This window comes from Sphingomonas sp. STIS6.2, from assembly GCF_000732685.2.
Classification (GTDB): domain Bacteria; phylum Pseudomonadota; class Alphaproteobacteria; order Sphingomonadales; family Sphingomonadaceae; genus Sphingomonas; species Sphingomonas aerolata.
Window position 1 is genome coordinate 221,394 of record NZ_JPDP02000160.1, and the last position, 17,273, is coordinate 238,666.

Here is a 17,273-nt window from a genome sequence, read left to right on the forward strand (position 1 = left end):
GCACGATGGTCGGGTGCAGCGCGGGCGAGACCGGCCGCGGCCTCGCCTCAGCGAGCGATCGCAACGCCGATCTCGAAGCCAAGGCGGGCGCGGTGAACGCGCACCGTGCAGAGGTCGCGCTGGCCCGGCACGATGGCGGCGCCGCGGTCTATTTCGCCGAGGCGGCGGTGGCGATGATGCCGCAATCGGCGGCGTATCGGCTGCTGCTTGCACAGGGCTATCTCCAGGCGGGGCGGTTCACCTCGGCGCGGCAGGGGTTTGCCGATGTGCTGGCGCTGTCGCCGGCGGACGGGAAGGCGGCGCTCAACCTGGCGCTGACGCAGATCGCCGGTGGCGACACGCAGGGCGCGCGGCAGACGCTCGAACGCAACGCATCGATCATACCGCCGAGCGATCGTGGCCTCGCGCTGGCGCTGGCGGGCGATGCCGGCGGCGCGATCGGGCTGCTGACCGAGGTCGCGCGGTCATCGGAAAGCAATGCCAAGGCCCGGCAGAACCTTGCGCTCGCGCTCGCGCTGGCGGGCCAGTGGCAGGCCGCGCGCGTCGTCGCCGCCGCCGATCTCGCGCCGACCGAGGTCGATGCGAGGCTCGAACAATGGGCCCGTTTCGCACAGCCGACGACGTCATATGATCAGGTCGCCGGCCTGCTAGGCGTGCGCGCGATCGCCGATGCCGGCCAGCCCGCCGCGCTCGCGCTCAACCGCGCACCGCTCATGCCGACGGTCTCGCCGATCGAGGCGCTGGCCGCGGTCGAACGCAGCGCGCGTCCCGTCGCGCTGGCCGAAGCGGGATCGACTTCAGCCCCGTCGAGGATCACCTTCGCCGCGCCGCGCGAAGTCGTCCAGGCCCTGCCCGGCGGCATGCCGACGATGCTCGCCAGCCGCGGTGAGGGCGCCGTGCTGGCCGCGCGTGCGCAACGCGGCGTGCGCGCGATCCCGGCGGGGACGGGCGACTGGTATGTCCAGATCGGCGCCTATGACAATGCCGGCGTCGCCAAGGCCGCCTGGAGCCAGGCCACGCGTCGCTTCGACGGCTTCTCCGGCCGCCAGCCCAACGGCATGGCGTTCAGGACGAATGGCGAGGCCTATTACCGCCTGTCGGTTGGCGGGTTCGGTCGCGACGAGGCCAATCAGGTCTGCCGCCGCTACCGCGCGACCGGTGGCGCCTGTTTCGTGCGACAGGGCGCCGGCGACCAGATGGCGCAGTGGCTGCGCGGCGGCGGCGTCGAGGTCGCGACCCGCTGACTGACAGGCGAGATCCGGCGCGCAATGCCCGTCAGATCTCGCGGCCGCCTTTCCAGACGCGCAGTACCTTGCCCTGCACGGGCAGGCCGTCGAACGGCGTGTTGTTCGCGCTGGCGGCGAACGCGTCGCCGGTGATCTGCCACGGCGCCTGATCGTCGAACAGCAGCAGATCGGCGGGCTTGCCGACTTCAAGCGTCCCGGTGTCGAGCCCGAGCACCGCAGCCGGGTTGCGGCTCAGCAGTGTAAACAGCCGCGACAGCGTGACCCGTTCGTCGCGCACCAGCATCAGCGCGAGCGGTAGCAGCGTCTCGGCCCCAGCCATCCCGGCGCTCGAATCGGCGAAGGGCAGGCGCTTTTCCTCGGGCCCGCGCGGATCATGCGCCGAGCAGATCACGTCGATCGTGCCGTCGGCGACCGCCGCCAGCGCCGCCTGGCGATCCGATTCGCTCCTGAGCGGCGGCGAGAGATGCGCGAAGCTGCGGAAATCGCTGACCGCGATATCGGACAAATGGAGATGCGCGGGCGTGATGCCGCAGGTCACCGCCACACCGCGACGCTTGGCAGCACGGATCAGGTCGAAGCCCGCGGCGGTCGTCACCTGGCGGATGTGAAGCCGCGCACCGGTGTCCTCGGCCAGCATCAGGTCGCGCGCGATCGCGAGCGCCTCGGCGATCGCGGGGGCGGCGGGCAGGCCGAGCCGGGTCGCAGTCTCGCCTGCGGTCGCGACGGCGCCCGCGGTCAATCCGCCGTCCTCGGCGTGCGTGACGACCGCGATGTCGAGGTCGCGCGCATAGGCGAGCACGCGGTGCATGACGCCACTGTCGGCGATCCAGCCCTTGCCGGTGCCGACCGCGCGCGCACCCGCTGACAGGCAGACCGCCATCTCGGCAAGGTCATGCCCGGCGAGCGCCTGAGTCGCGGCGGCGATCGGGTGGATCCACAGGTCGGGCTTGCCGATCAGCGCGGCGCGCTGGACGATGCCGGGATCGTCCAGCACCGGCGACTGGTCGGGCATCAGCCCGACGCGGACGATGCCGCCCGCGCGGAACGCGGCCCGGTCGATCCTCGCCACGCCCAGATCGACGATGCCGGGAGCGAGCGTCTTGCCCGCGCAGTCGATCGTCTGCGCATCGGCGGGGATCTCGACCAGCCCGGTCGCGACGACGACGCCGTCGCGAATCAGGAGATTGCCCTTGGCGATGCCGCCGACCGGGCAGACGAGCGTCGCATTGGTGAGCGCGAGGATCATGCCCAGCCCTCCACGCCGCGCGCGCGGCGGGTCAGCACGTCGAGGCACGCCATGCGGACCGCGACGCCCATCTCGACCTGCTCGGTGATCGCCGAGCGGGCATGGTCGGCGACCGCCGAATCGATCTCGACGCCGCGGTTCATCGGCCCGGGGTGCATCACCAGCGCATCGGGCGCCGCGCGCGCGAGCCGTTCGAGCGTCAGGCCGTAGCGCATCCGGTATTCGCGCGTGGAGGGCACGTACGCGCCGTCCATCCGCTCGTTCTGCAGGCGCAGCATCATGACCACGTCGGCGCCCTCCAGCGCGGCATCGAAATCGGTGAACGGGGTGACCCCCATCTTGTGGATCGCCGCGGGCATCAGCGTCGACGGCGCGCAGACGCGGACCTCGGCGGCGAGCGCGGTGAGTGCGAGGATGTTCGACCGCGCGACGCGGCTGTGCAGCACGTCGCCGCAGATCACGACGCGCTGCCCCGCGATCGACCCGCGACGGCGGCGGATCGTCAGCGCGTCGAGCAGCGCCTGGGTCGGATGTTCGTGGCGGCCGTCGCCTGCGTTCAGGACGGGGCAGTCGACCTTGTCGGCGATCAGCCGCACCGCACCGCTCGCCATATGGCGGATGACGATGACGTCGGCGCGCATCGCGTTCAGCGTCATCGCGGTGTCGATCAGCGTCTCGCCCTTCTTCACGCTCGACTGCGCGGCGTGCATGTTGACGACGTCGGCGCCGAGCCGCTTGCCCGCGATCTCGAACGACAGCAAAGTCCGCGTGCTGTTCTCGAAGAACGCGTTGATCTGCGTGAGCCCGGCGAGCCGCTTGTCGGGCGTCGCATGGGTGCGGTTCGCCTCGACCCAGGTTTCGGCCTCGTCGAGCAGGAACGCGATCTCGTGCGGCTGGAGCCCGTCGATCCCGGTCAGGTGCCGGTGCGGGAAGACGGCGCCGCCCTCGATGAGGGTGGCGGGGCGGTGATCTGAACGTTGCATCAAGCGCGCTGGGTAGTGGGCTGCAGCGGCGGGGGCAAGGTTTGGCTTCGTTCGCACGCATGGTTAACCTCGCTTTAGGCTGGCTGTGGCAAGGGGGCGGCATGCACGGCAATCTTACCGATACGGGCGATACGACCCTGCGTTCGCGGCCGTGGTGGGAAACCGCATGGTTTGCCACCGCGCTCGTGCTCGTGACGGCGGTGCCGTTGCTGTGGCCCGCGCTGCCGCCGCTCGGCGATCTGCCGGGGCATATGGGGCGCTGGCACATCTCGATCGCGTTGCCGAGCTCGCCCTATCTTGCCCGCTATTATGCCTTCGCCTGGTCGCTGATCCCCAATCTGGGGATGGATCTGCTAGTGCCCGCGCTGGCGCGCGTTTTCGGGTTCGAACCCGCCGCCAAGGTCGCGGTCATCGCCATTCCCATGCTGACGGCCACGGGGCTGTTGTGGGCGGCCCGCGAGGCGCATGGACGACTTCCCCCCACCGCCATTTTCGTGCTGCCCCTTACCTATGCCTGGCCGTTCCAGTTCGGTTTCGTCAACTTCACCTTGTCGCAGGCGCTGGCATTCTGCGCGCTGGCAGGGTGGATCCGGCTTGGCCGTCAGCGCCGTCTCGCAGTGCGTGCCGTCCTGTTCGGGCCGGTCGGCGCGATGCTCTGGGTGACTCACAGTTTCGGCTGGGGCATGTTCGGGCTGATGGCAGCGGGCGCCGAGCTGGCGCGACAGCGCGAGTCGGGGCGGGGATGGGCCGACGCGGTGCCGGGCGTGGTCCTGCAGTGCGTGCCGCTGGCCCTTCCGATCGCGGCGATGGTCATGATGAGGCAACCGGGGGCCGAGTTGGCGACCGATGGCTGGTTCGCACTGCCCGCGAAGACGGTGTACCTGCTGTCGATCCTGCGCGATCGCTGGGAGTGGTTCGATGTGGGATCGCTGCTCGCGCCCGCCGTGCTTCTATACGCCGCGGCGCGCAGCCCCAGGCTCCGCTTCTCGCCGCTGCTCGGCTGGCCCGCGCTCCTGTGTGCCGGCGCGTTTCTGGCCTTGCCTCAGCTGATGATGGGCGGGGCGTATGTCGATATGCGAATGGCGCCCGCCGCCCTGATGCTCGCGCTGATTGCGGTGGCGCCGGTCGCAGAGGCGCGGTTCGGTCGCGCGCTCGCGCTTGCCGGATTGCTCTTCTGCGTCGTGCGGCTCGGCGGGACGACGCTGAGCTTCGTCCTGCGGTCGGGCGAGCAGCAGAGCGAGCTGCGCGCGATCGCAGCGATGCCCCGCGGTGCGGCGATATTGTCGCTCGTCGCGCGGCCCTGCGACACTGCGTGGAGCGAGCTGCGCCGCGATCAGCTTCCCGGAATGGCCATCGTCCGCCGCGACGTGTTCACCAATTCACAATGGGCGCTGGCCGGCCAGCAGTTGCTCAAAGTCCGCTATGTCGAGGCCGAACCCTTTGCCCGGGATCCGTCGCAGAGCGTCTATGCGATGCATTGCGCGACGACGCCCTTCGGCTTCAACCGTGCGATCGCCCGGTTTCCCCGCGGGGCGTTCACGCATGTCTGGACGCTGGGGTTTCCGCCCGGGGTGGCGCAGGCGGGCGACCTGCGCGTCGTGTGGACGAACGGCACGTCGACGCTCTACCGCGTCGTCCGCTAGATCTGCGCGGTCACCAGCGCGTCGATCGCGCCCTGGAGGATGTACGCCGCCGCCATCTTGTCGACCAGCTCGGCGCGCTTGGCGCGGCTGGCGTCCTGTTCGATCAGCGTGCGCGTGACCGCGACGGTCGACCAGCGTTCGTCCTGCAGCAGGATCGGCAACCCCATGTCCTTGAGGTTCTGCGCGAACGCCCGCGTCGATTGCGAGCGCGGGCTTTCGCTGCCGTCGAGGTTGATCGGCAGGCCGATGACGAGCCCGACGACCTTCTGCGCCGCGATCATCTCGGCGAGCGCGGCCTTGTCCTTCTGGAACTTGGTGCGGCGGATCAGCAGCGCGGGGCTCGCGAAGCTCCAGCCGGCATCGCACAGCGCGGTGCCGATCGTCTTGGTACCGACGTCGAGGCCGATCAGCCGTCCGCCATTAGGGAGCGCATCACGGAACTGCGCGGGGGAGAGCGTGATCATCGCGTGAACGCCGCAAGACGGCGGTTGGCGTCCGCGCGCACATTCGCCCAGAACAGCGGATAGTCGTACACGTGATAATTGTTGCCGGGGAGCACGTAAGGCCCGAGATCGGGGCCCTCGCCGATCAGCAGGATACCCCGGTCGCCGCAGCGCGCGGGCACGTTGCCGACCGACAGCGTCGCGCTCGACAGGTCGGCGGAGGGCACGAGCGTGCCGAGATTGGCGGTCGCTGGCGCGCCGGCATCGGCTGTCCCGGTCAGCGGGTTGGTGCAGATCATCGGCGTGCCCTTGCGCGGTTGCCCGTCGAACCCGGTGGTCCGGTCATAGGTCTCGACGACCAGCGACGGATCGGCGGGCTCGGCGAAGCTCTCCCACGACAGGATGCAGCCGGTCTGATCGTCGCTGCGGCATTCGGCCAGACCCATCCGCGGCAGATCGGTGACGCGCGAGACGGGCCAGCCGACGACATAGGCGGCGACGATCCGCGCCTTCAGTTTCGGGTCGGTCGCGATCCGGTCACGCAGCAGCCGGGTGAGGTGGAGCGCACCCTGGCTATGTCCGGCGAGGATGATCGGGCGGGTCGGGCCGGCTTCCTTGAGGAACCGGTCGAACGCGGCGGTGACGTCGCCGTACGCGAGCGCGAGCGCGCGTTCGCTGTCGGCCTCGCTGGTCAGGAACGCGCCGAACGTCGCCTGGCGGTAACGCGGCGCCCAGATGTCGCCCGCGCCGTTGAACGCGCTTGCTTGGCCGCGCAGGAACAGTTCCGCGCGCGCATTGGTCTCGGGATCGTCGATCGGCGCGTTCCAGTGATCGCGGCTGATGTACGAGGTCGGGTGGATGAAGAAGATCGCCGCGCCCGTTCCCGGGGTGCCGGGTGCGTAGCCTTCGGGTGTCCAGAGCGCGGGGTTGCCGGGACGGTCGGGACGCGCGAGCCACAGGATCTTGCGCGCATAGATGTTCGCCGGCGCCTTGCGCTGCGCCTGGAACGTCTCGCTCGGGACCATCGCGATCCGCATCAGCTCGGTCCCGTACAGGCGATAGGCGAGCAGCGCGGCGATCGCGAGGACGATCATCGCGGTGACGAAATAGAGAAACTTGCGGGCCAAGCGGGACCTTCCGTGCAGGCGGTGGCGTCCCCGTGCCGCATGCGCGGCGCGGTTGCAACGGGTGCGTTTCCGCGGGGGAACACGAAGGGTGTTGCGCCGCCGCGTCGCGCGGTGCTAGCCGAGCGCCATGTCCGTAGATACTGCAACCGTGAAGCGGATCGCGAGCCTTGCGCGCATCGCGATCACCGACGAGGACGCCGCCCGCATGGCGCCGGAACTCGGAAACATCCTTGGCTGGATCGAGATGCTGGGCGAGGTCGATACGACCGGCGTCGAGCCGATGACCGCCGTCATCCCCAACACGCTGCGGCTGCGCGACGACGTCGTCAACGCCGATCCGCTGACCGGCGGCAATATCCGCGAGCAGGTGCTGGCCAATGCGCCCGTAGCTGAACATGGCTTCTTCGCCGTGCCCAAGGTGATCGAATAATGACCGACCTTACCGATCTCGGCATCGCCGGCATCCGCGACGGCGTGCGCGACGGCAGCTTTTCGGCGCGCGACGTCGCCGACGCGTTCATCGTCAAGGTGAGCCAGGCCAAGGCGCTCAACGCGTTCCTGGTCGAGACGCCCGAGCATGCGATCGCCGCCGCCACCGCCGCCGATACCGCGCGCGCCGCCGGCGAGACGCTCAAGCCGCTGGCCGGCGTCCCGATCGGCATGAAGGACCTGTTCTGCACCAAGGGCGTCACGACGACCGCGGCGAGCCATATCCTCGAAGGCTTCACGCCGACCTATGAGTCGACCGTCTCGCAGAATCTGTGGGATGCGGGCGCGGGGATGCTCGGCAAGCTGAACATGGACCAGTTCGCGATGGGGTCGTCGAACGAGACCTCCGCGTTCGGTAACGTGATCTCACCCTGGAAGCGCAACGACGCCAATGGAGTGGGGGGCAACGCCGCGCTCGCACCCGGCGGGTCGTCGGGTGGTTCGTCGTCGGCGGTCGCCGCGCGGCTGTGCCCCGGCGCGACCGGCACCGATACCGGCGGCTCGATCCGCCAGCCTGCCGCCTTTACCGGTATTTCGGGCATCAAGCCGACCTATGGCCGCTGCTCGCGCTGGGGGACGATCGCGTTCGCCTCGTCGCTTGACCAGGCGGGGCCGATGGCGCGTGACGTCCGCGACTGCGCGATCCTGCTCGAGGCGATGGCCGGGTTCGATTCGAAGGACGGCACCTCGCTCCAGCTCGACGTGCCCAAGTGGGAAGCGGGCCTGTCGGCCAGCCTCGCGGGCCTGCGCGTCGGTATCCCCAAGGAATACCGCGTCGAGAACATGCCCGAGGAGATCGAGGCGCTCTGGCAGAAGGGCATCGACTGGCTGAAAGATGCCGGCGCGACCATCGTCGAGGTCTCGCTCCCGCACACCAAATACGCGCTGCCCGCCTATTACATCATCGCGCCGGCCGAGGCGTCGTCGAACCTCGCGCGCTATGACGGCGTGCGCTACGGCATCCGTGACCTGCCGGCCGGATCGGGCCTGCAGGACATGTACGCGGCGACACGCGCCGACGGCTTCGGCCCCGAGGTGAAGCGTCGCATCATGATCGGCACCTATGTGCTCTCGGCCGGTTACTACGACGCCTATTACACGCAGGCGCAGAAGATCCGGACGCTGATCGCGCGCGATTTCGAAAAGGCGTGGGAGACGTGCGACGTCCTGCTCACCCCGACCGCACCATCAGCGGCGTTCGCGCTCGGCGAGAAGTCGGCCGATCCGATCGCGATGTACCTGAACGACGTCTTCACCGTGCCGTCGTCGCTCGCGGGTCTGCCCGCGATGTCGGTGCCGGGTGGTCTCGACAAGCAGGGCCTGCCGCTTGGGCTTCAGATCATCGGCAAGCCGCTCGACGAGCAGGGCGTGCTGAACGCCGGGCTCGCGATCGAGCAGCGGGCGGGGTTCACCGCCCGGCCCGAGGCGTGGTGGTAACCGATCGCGTCTTCGTCACGCGCAACGTCGCCGTGCTGCGCGAGGCGCAGAACGCGCTCAACGTCGCGTTCGGGGCGATCCTCAGCGCCTATGTCGGCGTGTCGTTGACCGAGATCGACAACCGGCCGTTCGATCACGCCGTGCTCGCGCGCTTCTTTCTCGGGCTCGCGGTGTTCATCCTGTGCCTTTGCGTCGGCAACAGCGTGATTTTGCGCGGCGATTACCGGCTGGGCGCGGTGTTCCTGGTGCTGGCCGGCGGTGCCGCCGCGGCCGCGCATCACGAGGCGCTGGTGCTCGGTTTCGAGGGCGCGATCCTGCGTATTCTTTCGGCATGCTGGGTGGTCGGCCTGCTCGGCAGCAACGCGGCACTGACCGCGATCAACTATATTCATCATCGGAACCGGATATGAGCGACTATCGCATTCAGGGCGAAACCGGCGAGTGGGAGGTCGTGATCGGCCTCGAAGTCCATGCGCAGGTGACGTCGAACGCCAAGCTGTTCTCGGGCGCGGCGACCGCGTTCGGGGCCGAGCCCAACACGCAGGTCAGCCTCGTCGACGCGGCGATGCCCGGCATGCTGCCGGTGCCAAACCGCGAATGCATCCGCCAGGCGGTGCGCACCGGCATGGCGATCGAGGCGCAGATCAACAAATGGTCGCGGTTCGACCGGAAGAATTATTTCTACGCCGATCTGCCGCAGGGCTATCAGATCAGCCAGCTTTATCATCCGATCGTCGGCGAAGGCGCGATCGACATCAGCCTCGACGAGAAGAACCCCGATGCCGCGGGCAAGCGGATCGGCGTCGAGCGCATCCATGTCGAGCAGGATGCGGGCAAGCTGATGCACGATCAGCATCCGACCCAGTCCTATGTCGATCTCAATCGCTCGGGCGTCGCGCTGATGGAGATCGTGTCGAAGCCCGATCTCGCATCGCCCGCGGAAACGGGGGCGTATCTGCGCAAGTTGCGGTCGATCCTGCGCTATGTCGGATCGTGCGACGGCAACATGGAAGAGGGCTCGATGCGCGCCGACGTCAATGTCAGCGTGCGCAAGCCCGGCGACGAACTCGGCACGCGGACCGAGACGAAGAACGTCAATTCGGTGCGCTTCGTGATGGCGGTGGTCGAGCAGGAGGCCAGGCGCCAGGTGGAGGTGCTCGAGGCCGGTGGCAAGATCGTCCAGGAGACGCGACTCTACGATCCCGATCGCAACGAGACTCGGTCGATGCGGTCGAAGGAAGACGCGCATGATTACCGCTACTTCCCCGATCCGGACCTGTTGCCGCTGGTGCTCGACGATGCGTTCCTCGAGGAATGCCGCGCGTCGCTCCCCGAACTGCCCGACGCGAAGCGCGCGCGCTATGAGGCGCTCGGCATCACCGCCTATCAGGCCACGGTGCTGACCGCCGAGGTCGAGGCGGCGCGCTGGTTCGATGCGTTGCTCGATGCGGGCGTGAAGCCGGCGGCGGCGGCGAACTGGACGACGTCGGAGCTGTTCGGTGCGCTCAACCGGACGGGCAAGGATATTTCCAACTCGCCGGTGTCGCCGGCGCAGGCAGCCGAACTGCTCGGGCTGATCGCCGACGGCACGCTGTCGGGCAGCCTCGCCAAGCAGGTGTTCGAGGTGATGCTCGAGACTGGCGACGGCGCGGCCAAGGTCGTCGAGGATCGCGGGCTGAAGCAGACCAGCGACACCGGCGCGATCGAAAAGGTCATCGCCGAGGTGATGGCCGCGAACGCGGACAAGGTCGCGGATTACCGCGGCGGCAAGGACAAGCTGTTCGGGTTCTTCGTCGGCCAGACGATGAAGGCGATGGGGGGCAAGGCCAATCCGGCGGTGGTGAACGAGGTGCTGAAGACCGCGCTTGGGGAGTCGGTGGCGCCGTAAGCCCTGTTCTCCCGCGAAGGCGGGAGCCCAGGGTGACGAATCGCAGCGCTACTGGAATTCTGGGCCCCCGCCTTCGCGGGAGAACGATCAGGGGGCTGGTGCCCAGAACTTCACCACCCCGGCGAAGGCCGGGGTCCAATTGGGGGACGTTTCTGATCAAGCGCGGTGCACCGTTACTACGACCTCTCCAACTGGACCCCGGCCTTCGCCGGGGTGGTGGTAAGTGCGAGGTTAGGGGCGAGAGCTTGAGCCCAGCTCGGCGTTACGCCGCCACCTTCTGCGGATGGTGCGGCACCAGGATCAGCACATTCTCCTCGACCCGCCATGATGCGAGTCGCGACAGGAAGTTCATCCCCAGCACGTTGGTGTCGCCGAACGCCGGCGACACCACGACCTGAAGGTCGCGCGCGACGATCGCGCCGAGCTTCAGTTCGCCGATGCGGCCAGACTGCGCGGGAATCGCACCATTCGCGGTCTGAAGCACGATCGGCACCACGCTCGTCCGCGCATCGATCCCCGCGGCGTCGGCCGTCTTCGTCGAAATCGCGGTGATCGTCGCACCGCTGTCGATCAGCAACCGGCGCTCGACCCCGTCGATCCGCGCCCGCGCCCAGAAATGGCCGTCGGGCGACATGCGGATCCGCACCTCGCCACCGACGACGGTCTGGTCCTCGATCCGCAGCAGCTTGGCGATCTTGCCGAGATAGGGATCGAACTGGCTGCGCTGGCCGATCGCGACGAACAGCAGACCGACCAGCGCCAGCGTCATCACGAGATTGACGACCGTCCGCAGGATCGGGATCCGCTGCGCAAGGACGAAGACCAGCACCGCGACCCCGAGTGCCACGTACAGCGTCTGATGCTGGGCCAGGTCGGGGAGCAGCCCGAAAAGCGGGGTGCTGGCGGGCGTGGAAATGGGCGGTTCCTGCAAGAAGGGGGTGGACAGCCTGTGCTATCCACCCCCGCATTTATGGTTGCTGACCGGCGCGGCTTATTGCGCGTCCGAATCCTGGTTCTTGATCACGCCGCCGGTGCCGCCGACGCCGTCGGGCATGCCCGTCTGGGTGAACGTCTCGGGCTCGTCGCCGCCTTCGCCGCGTTCGACCGCATCGGAGCGCGACTGTACCGCCTGCTCGATATCGCTGCGCGTGTCCGCGTCACGGTCCTCGGGGCGGGTTTCGGGATTGGTGCCCGCATGGGGATCGGCCATGATCAGAACTCTGGCTGGATGGGGGCGGGATCGGTCGAGGGCGCGCCCGGATCGGGAACGTCGATGTCCGGCGCGGGTGGATTGAACTCGGGCGGCGGCGTCGTCGGCTCGGCAGGCGACGAGGGCGTCGGGAATTCTGCTGGGGGTTGGGTAGCCATGATGCTCTCTCCTTCTTCTGCATCAACGCGCACGATCGTATCGAGTTGCCCACCGACTTACCTTGCGTGCTTGCCCCGGGATACAACGTTGGTATAGACGCGCCCGCTACGGCGATGTCCTGTGCGGGCGTGGCGGAACTGGTAGACGCAGCAGGTTTAGGTCCTGCCATCGCAAGATGTGGGGGTTCGAGTCCCTTCGCCCGCACCACTCCGCCGCACTGGCGGGGCGACCGCCAGATGAATTTTTCCCGAATGCTCTTTTAGACAAAGGCCGGACATGCAGACTGTCGAGACGTTGAACGAGGGCCTCAAGCGCGCCTACACCCTCACCATCACTGCGAAGGATATCGATTCGAAGGTCGATGTCGAGCTGAAGCGCCTTGCGCCGCAGATGAAGATGCCGGGCTTCCGTCCGGGCAAGGTGCCGGCAAACCTCATCCGCAAGATGCACGGCCCCGCGCTGACGCAGGACGCGCTGAACGCCGCGATCCAGGAAGGCGTGCAGAGCCTCGTCGCCGAAAAGCAGCTGCGTCCCGCGATGCAGCCCTCGGTCGAGCTGGAAGACGGCTATGACCTCGGCAAGGACGCGGTCGTCAAGGTCGAGATGGAGGTCCTGCCGCAGGTCCCCGCACCCGCGATCGACGGCCTGAAGCTCGAGCGGCTGACCGTGCCCGTCGCCGACGAGGCGGTCACCGAGCAGCTCCAGAAGTTCGCCGACCAGCAGAAGAAGTGGGACGACGCTGCTGACGATTATGTCGCGGCGATGGGCGACCTCGTCACCGTCGATTTCGTCGGCAAGACCGCCGATGGCGTCGCGTTCGACGGCGGCACCGGCACCGACATGGGCGTCGAGCTCGGTGCAGGACGTCTGATCCCCGGCTTCGAGGATCAGCTCGTCGGCGTGAAGACCGGCGAGGAGAAGGTCCTGAACGTGACCTTCCCCGAGGAGTATCAGGAGAAGTCGCTCGCGGGTCAGCCGGCGACGTTCGACATCACCGTCAAGTCGGTGAAGACCGCGGGCGAGAGCAAGATCGACGAGGATCTTGCCAAGTCGCTGGGTCTCGAGAGCCTCGAGCAGCTTTCGGGCCTGCTCAAGGGTCAGATCGAGCAGGAGCATAACGGGCTCACGCGCACGCACATGAAGCGCAAGCTGCTCGACCAGCTCGCCGAGGGTCATGACTTCGAGGTTCCGCCGTCGATGGTGGAAGCCGAGTTCAACCAGATCTGGTCGCAGCTCCAGCACGAAGCCACGCACGAAGCCGATCCCGAGGCCGCAATGGCCGAGATGGAAGGCGAGCGTGACGATTACCGCAAGATCGCCGAGCGTCGCGTGCGCCTTGGCCTGCTGCTGTCCGAGATCGGCCAGGCGAACGGCGTCGAGGTTTCCAACCAGGAAATGCAGCGTCTGCTCGCCCAAGCTGCGCAGCAGTATCCCGCCGAGCAGCGCCAGCAGTTCATGCAGTATGTCCAGTCCGAGCCGATGGCCGCTGCCCAGCTGCGTGCCCCGCTGTACGAGGACAAGGTCGTCGACTTCCTGTTCGAGAAGGCCGAGATCACCGACCGCGAAGCCACCCGCGAGGAGCTGGAAGCCGCGATCGAGAGCGAGGACGGTTTCGCCAGCGGCACGCACGTGCATGACCACGACAACCACAAGCCGAAGAAGAAGGCTGCCGCCAAGAAGAAGGCAGCACCTGCCGACGACGCAGCGGTGACGGACGAGGCGCCCGCTTCGGACGCCGCGGACGAGGCCAAGCCTGCCAAGAAGGCTCCCGCCAAGAAGAAGGCGGCTCCGGTCGAGGCCGAGACGGCCGTGATGGAATCGTCGCCGGTCGCGGCTGAAAATGCTGAGGGCACGGAAGCTGCCGACGCGCCGGCCAAGAAGCCGCGCGCGAAGAAGGCGGCGACCAAGACCGAGGCGTAAGCCGATCGGAGTGCCTCGTCGCTGAGGCACTCCCCCCGTTTTCGGGCCACTTCCCCGGCGGAGGCCGGGGTCCAGTTGGAAAGGTTGCTGTGACGGCGCGCAAAGCTTCGTTATGGACCTTCCCCAACTGGGCCCCTGCCGCCGCCGGGGATTTGCGTTGATTGGAAGACGCGTTGATCGTTACGCCGTCTTCGACTGTACAGGGCAGGGCATGACCGAACCGAGAATCGCCGTCCTGCTGCCCTGCTACAACGAAGAGGCTGCGATCGCGCAGACGGTAGCGGGGTTCCGTGCCGCGCTGCCCGGCGCGACGATCTACGTCTACGACAACAACAGCGCCGACCGCACGGTGGCGGTCGCCCGCGCGGCGGGGGGCGTCGTCCGGACCGAACGGATCCAGGGCAAGGGCGCAGTCGTCCGGCGGATGTTCGCGGACATCGACGCCGATATCTACGTCATGGCGGACGGCGACGCGACCTATGACGCGGCATCCGCGCCGGCGCTGGTCGCGCGCGTGCTCGACGAGCAGCTCGACATGGTCGTCGGCTCGCGGATCAGCCAGGTCCAGGAAAGCTATCGTCGCGGGCACCGGTTCGGCAACGCGCTGCTCACGGGCATGCTCGCGCGGCTGTTCGGGCGCAGCTTCACCGATATCCTGTCGGGCTACCGCGTCTTCTCGCGGCGGTTCGTGAAGAGCTTCCCGTCGCTGTCGGCGGGGTTCGAGATCGAGACCGAGATCAGCGTCCACGCGCTCGAACTCAAGATGCCGATCGGCGAGGTCGAGACGCCCTATTTCGCGCGCCCCGAGGGGTCCGAATCGAAGCTGAGCACGTACGCCGACGGCTGGCGGATCCTGCGGACGATCATGACGCTGTACCGGATCGAGCGGCCCTTGTGGTTCTTCGGCGCGATCGGCGGGGCGTTCGCGCTGCTCGCGCTGCTGCTCGGTATCCCGCTGGTGCTCACCTATCTCGAAATCCATCAGGTGCCGCGCTTCCCGACCGCAATCCTGATCACCGGGCTCGGCATCTTCGCCGCGCTGAACGTCTTTACCGGGCTGATCCTCGACACCGTCGTCCGCGGTCGCCGCGAAGTCCGGCGGCTGGCCTACCTGGCCTACCCCGCGCCTGGCGTCTGACTCCCGCTCTCGGAAGGGGCGGGGGGTAGGTGGTTCTCCTGAGGGGTAGCAGGGCTTGAACTCCCCCGTGTGAGCGCCGATGTTGGCGGTTCACTGGGGCATAAGAGAGATTTCCATGCACAATCCGTTCGAGACCGGCGATTTCGCGAGCCCGTTGGCCAGCGCCGGGCTCGGCCTGCAGCAGACGCAAGCAGGCCTTGTTCCCATCGTTATCGAGCAGTCGAACCGCGGTGAGCGCTCGTTCGACATCTTCTCGCGCCTGCTGCGCGAGCGCATCATCTTCGTGACGGGCGGCGTCGAGGACGGCATGGCCTCGCTGATCACCGCCCAGCTCCTCTTCCTCGAGTCCGAGAACCCGAAGAAGGACATCTTCATGTATATCAACTCGCCGGGCGGTGTCGTCACGGCGGGCATGGCGATCCATGATACGATGCGGTATATCCGTCCGCGCGTCGGCACGGTGTGCATCGGCCAGGCCGCCTCGATGGGCAGCTTCCTGCTCGCGAGCGGTGAACCCGGCATGCGCGTCGCGATGACCAACGCGCGTATCATGATCCATCAGCCATCGGGCGGTGCACAGGGCATGGCGAGCGACATCGAGATCCAGGCGCGCGAGATCCTGCGCATCCGCAAGCGGATGAACGAGCTCTATTCGCAGTATACCGGTCAGCCAATCGAGGAGATCGAACGCCGGATGGATCGCGACACGTTCCTCGAAGCGAATGAAGCGAAGGATTTCGGTCTGGTCGACGAGGTTTTCGACAAGCGTCCCGCCCCCGCGGACGACGCGGCGAAGCCTGCATAAGGCGAATCGTAAGCCTGGCGGGTTTATTTGATTGTAGGATATCCGGGGTGCGTTACGATGACCGCCCCGGAAACGGCACGCGCACCGACATGCGCGAGAGGTGATTGAATGACGAAGCTGAGCGGTGGCGACTCGAAGAGCACCCTCTATTGCTCGTTCTGCGGCAAGTCGCAGCACGAGGTGCGCAAGCTGATCGCCGGGCCGACGGTCTTCATCTGCGACGAGTGCGTCGAGCTATGCAACGACATCATCCGTGAGGAAACGAAGTCGGCTTTGGTGTCCAAGAAGGACGGCGGCGTGCCGACTCCGCAGGAGATCTGCGACGTCCTCGACGATTATGTGATCGGCCAGAAGCGCGCCAAGCGCGTCCTGTCGGTGGCGGTGCACAATCACTACAAGCGGCTCAACCACGGCGCCAAGGGTGCCGATGTCGAGCTGTCAAAGTCGAACATCCTGCTCGTCGGGCCGACGGGTTGCGGCAAGACGCTGCTCGCGCAAACGCTCGCCCGCATCCTCGACGTGCCGTTCACGATGGCCGATGCGACGACGCTGACCGAGGCCGGCTATGTCGGTGAGGATGTCGAGAACATCATCCTCAAGCTGCTCCAGGCCTCCGACTACAATGTCGAGCGGGCGCAGCGCGGGATCGTCTATATTGACGAGATCGACAAGATCAGCCGCAAGGCCGAGAATCCCTCGATCACGCGCGACGTGTCGGGCGAGGGCGTGCAGCAGGCGCTGCTCAAGCTGATGGAAGGCACGACCGCGAGCGTTCCGCCGCAGGGCGGTCGCAAGCATCCGCAGCAGGAATTCCTGCAGGTGGACACGACGAACATCCTGTTCATCTGCGGCGGTGCATTTTCGGGTCTCGAGAAGATCATCGGCGATCGTCTGCAGGGCAAGTCGATCGGCTTCGGCGCCTATGTCGCCGGGCCCGACGAGCGCAAGACGGGCGAGACGCTGAAGTCGGTCGAGCCTGAGGATCTGCTCAAGTTCGGTTTGATCCCCGAGTTCGTCGGTCGTCTGCCGGTGATCGCGACGCTCGAGGATCTCGATGTCGACGCGCTGGTGAAGATTCTGAAGGAGCCGAAGAACGCGCTGGTCAAACAGTACCAGAAGCTGTTCGAGATGGAGGACGTCGCGCTCGGTTTCACCGACGACGCGCTGGTCTCGGTCGCCAAGAAGGGCATCGAACGCAAGACCGGTGCACGCGGACTTCGCTCGATCCTCGAGAGCATCCTGCTCGACACGATGTTCGACCTGCCCGGCATGGACGGTGTCGACGAGGTGATGATCGACAAGGACGTGATCGAGGGCCGCAAGGAACCGATCCGCGTCTATGCCGAGAAGAAGAAGGCCGGCGACGCGGCCTGATCCGCGGCGATACTGGTGAGAAGGGGCGTCGAGCGATCGGCGCCCTTTTTTTGTTCCGGGAAGGCGCTTCATTGTCCGTCATCCTGACGAACGTCAGGATGACGGGGCGCGCGTTCGCGGCCGCGTGGGCGGTGGATCGACAGCGGGACGGACCCTTATCGGGG

At 67.4% G+C, this 17,273-nt stretch carries 17 protein-coding genes and 1 tRNA gene; 11 read left to right on the top strand and 7 right to left on the bottom strand.

Features of this window, described 5'->3' with window-relative positions; translation table 11 throughout:
* Positions 1-1,244, top strand: a 1,244-nt coding sequence (locus tag sphst_RS19180) for an SPOR domain-containing protein (protein WP_325049511.1), incomplete at its 5' end; no start/stop codon positions are given.
* A 31-nt stretch (positions 1,245-1,275) separates the two neighbouring features.
* Here sphst_RS19180 and sphst_RS19185 read toward each other — a convergent pair.
* Positions 1,276-2,493, bottom strand: a complete 1,218-nt coding sequence (locus sphst_RS19185; RefSeq protein ID WP_107046002.1) for a dihydroorotase — start codon at positions 2,491-2,493, stop codon at positions 1,276-1,278.
* The gene (locus tag sphst_RS19190; RefSeq protein WP_056680280.1) at positions 2,490-3,476 is read right to left on the bottom strand and encodes an aspartate carbamoyltransferase catalytic subunit; all 987 of its coding nucleotides are present in this window, start codon (positions 3,474-3,476) and stop codon (positions 2,490-2,492) included. The genes sphst_RS19185 and sphst_RS19190 overlap by 4 nt, the downstream gene beginning before the upstream one ends.
* Before the next feature lie 101 nt (positions 3,477-3,577).
* Between sphst_RS19190 and sphst_RS19195 the strand changes: the two genes are divergently transcribed.
* On the top strand, positions 3,578-5,119 hold the full coding sequence (locus tag sphst_RS19195; protein WP_051916687.1) for a hypothetical protein: 1,542 nt from the start codon (positions 3,578-3,580) through the stop codon (positions 5,117-5,119).
* On the opposite strand, the gene ruvX is transcribed toward sphst_RS19195, so the two are convergent.
* Together ruvX and sphst_RS19205 are read right to left on the bottom strand one after the other, a co-directional pair.
* Positions 5,116-5,583 carry a Holliday junction resolvase RuvX gene (ruvX, locus tag sphst_RS19200; protein ID WP_031396403.1) on the bottom strand — a complete coding sequence of 156 codons (468 nt, stop codon included), beginning with the start codon at positions 5,581-5,583 and terminating at the stop codon, positions 5,116-5,118. The two genes, sphst_RS19195 and ruvX, sit on opposite strands and share 4 nt — an antisense overlap.
* Positions 5,580-6,689, bottom strand: coding sequence for a DUF3089 domain-containing protein (locus sphst_RS19205; RefSeq protein ID WP_031396404.1), 1,110 nt, complete (start codon positions 6,687-6,689; stop codon positions 5,580-5,582). The genes ruvX and sphst_RS19205 overlap by 4 nt, the downstream gene beginning before the upstream one ends.
* A gap of 127 nt (positions 6,690-6,816) precedes the next feature.
* On the opposite strand from sphst_RS19205, the gene gatC reads away from it, so the two are divergent.
* From gatC to gatB, 4 genes are read left to right on the top strand one after another with little or no spacing between them, the layout of a single operon-like run.
* Positions 6,817-7,119 (top strand): Asp-tRNA(Asn)/Glu-tRNA(Gln) amidotransferase subunit GatC, encoded by a 303-nt coding sequence (gatC, locus tag sphst_RS19210; protein WP_031396405.1) that lies wholly within the window; start codon positions 6,817-6,819, stop codon positions 7,117-7,119.
* Complete coding sequence (gatA, locus tag sphst_RS19215) at positions 7,119-8,615, top strand: Asp-tRNA(Asn)/Glu-tRNA(Gln) amidotransferase subunit GatA (RefSeq protein WP_031396406.1); 1,497 nt, start codon at positions 7,119-7,121, stop codon at positions 8,613-8,615. Before gatC ends, gatA begins: the two co-directional genes overlap by 1 nt.
* Complete coding sequence (locus sphst_RS19220; RefSeq protein WP_234387753.1) at positions 8,609-9,025, top strand: hypothetical protein; 417 nt, start codon at positions 8,609-8,611, stop codon at positions 9,023-9,025. Before gatA ends, sphst_RS19220 begins: the two co-directional genes overlap by 7 nt.
* Positions 9,022-10,503 (top strand): Asp-tRNA(Asn)/Glu-tRNA(Gln) amidotransferase subunit GatB, encoded by a 1,482-nt coding sequence (gene gatB / locus sphst_RS19225; RefSeq protein ID WP_031396408.1) that lies wholly within the window; start codon positions 9,022-9,024, stop codon positions 10,501-10,503. Before sphst_RS19220 ends, gatB begins: the two co-directional genes overlap by 4 nt.
* Before the next feature lie 262 nt (positions 10,504-10,765).
* Here the strand turns inward: gatB and sphst_RS19230 are convergent, their stop codons facing one another.
* Genes sphst_RS19230 through sphst_RS20980 form a run of 3 tightly spaced genes read right to left on the bottom strand, consistent with a single transcriptional unit; the run spans position 10,766 to position 11,871 of the window.
* Positions 10,766-11,434, bottom strand: coding sequence for a retropepsin-like aspartic protease family protein (locus sphst_RS19230; RefSeq protein WP_234387754.1), 669 nt, complete (start codon positions 11,432-11,434; stop codon positions 10,766-10,768).
* Between the two features lie 60 nt (positions 11,435-11,494).
* Positions 11,495-11,713: a hypothetical protein gene (locus sphst_RS19235; RefSeq protein ID WP_031396410.1), complete on the bottom strand. Its 219-nt coding sequence runs from the start codon at positions 11,711-11,713 to the stop codon at positions 11,495-11,497.
* 2 nt (positions 11,714-11,715) lie between these two features.
* Positions 11,716-11,871 (bottom strand): hypothetical protein, encoded by a 156-nt coding sequence (locus tag sphst_RS20980; RefSeq protein WP_166747620.1) that lies wholly within the window; start codon positions 11,869-11,871, stop codon positions 11,716-11,718.
* Between the two features lie 123 nt (positions 11,872-11,994).
* On the opposite strand from sphst_RS20980, the gene sphst_RS19240 reads away from it, so the two are divergent.
* The 5 genes from sphst_RS19240 (at position 11,995) to clpX (ending at position 17,109) form a co-directional block, all read left to right on the top strand.
* Positions 11,995-12,079, top strand: a tRNA-Leu gene (locus sphst_RS19240).
* A 69-nt stretch (positions 12,080-12,148) separates the two neighbouring features.
* On the top strand, positions 12,149-13,792 hold the full coding sequence (gene tig / locus sphst_RS19245; protein WP_031396411.1) for a trigger factor: 1,644 nt from the start codon (positions 12,149-12,151) through the stop codon (positions 13,790-13,792).
* 211 nt (positions 13,793-14,003) lie between these two features.
* The gene (locus sphst_RS19250) at positions 14,004-14,930 is read left to right on the top strand and encodes a glycosyltransferase family 2 protein (RefSeq protein ID WP_031396412.1); all 927 of its coding nucleotides are present in this window, start codon (positions 14,004-14,006) and stop codon (positions 14,928-14,930) included.
* 115 nt (positions 14,931-15,045) lie between these two features.
* On the top strand, positions 15,046-15,735 hold the full coding sequence (locus tag sphst_RS19255) for an ATP-dependent Clp protease proteolytic subunit (protein ID WP_031396413.1): 690 nt from the start codon (positions 15,046-15,048) through the stop codon (positions 15,733-15,735).
* A 108-nt stretch (positions 15,736-15,843) separates the two neighbouring features.
* On the top strand, positions 15,844-17,109 hold the full coding sequence (clpX, locus tag sphst_RS19260) for an ATP-dependent Clp protease ATP-binding subunit ClpX (protein ID WP_031396414.1): 1,266 nt from the start codon (positions 15,844-15,846) through the stop codon (positions 17,107-17,109).
* Positions 17,110-17,273 lie beyond the last annotated feature (164 nt).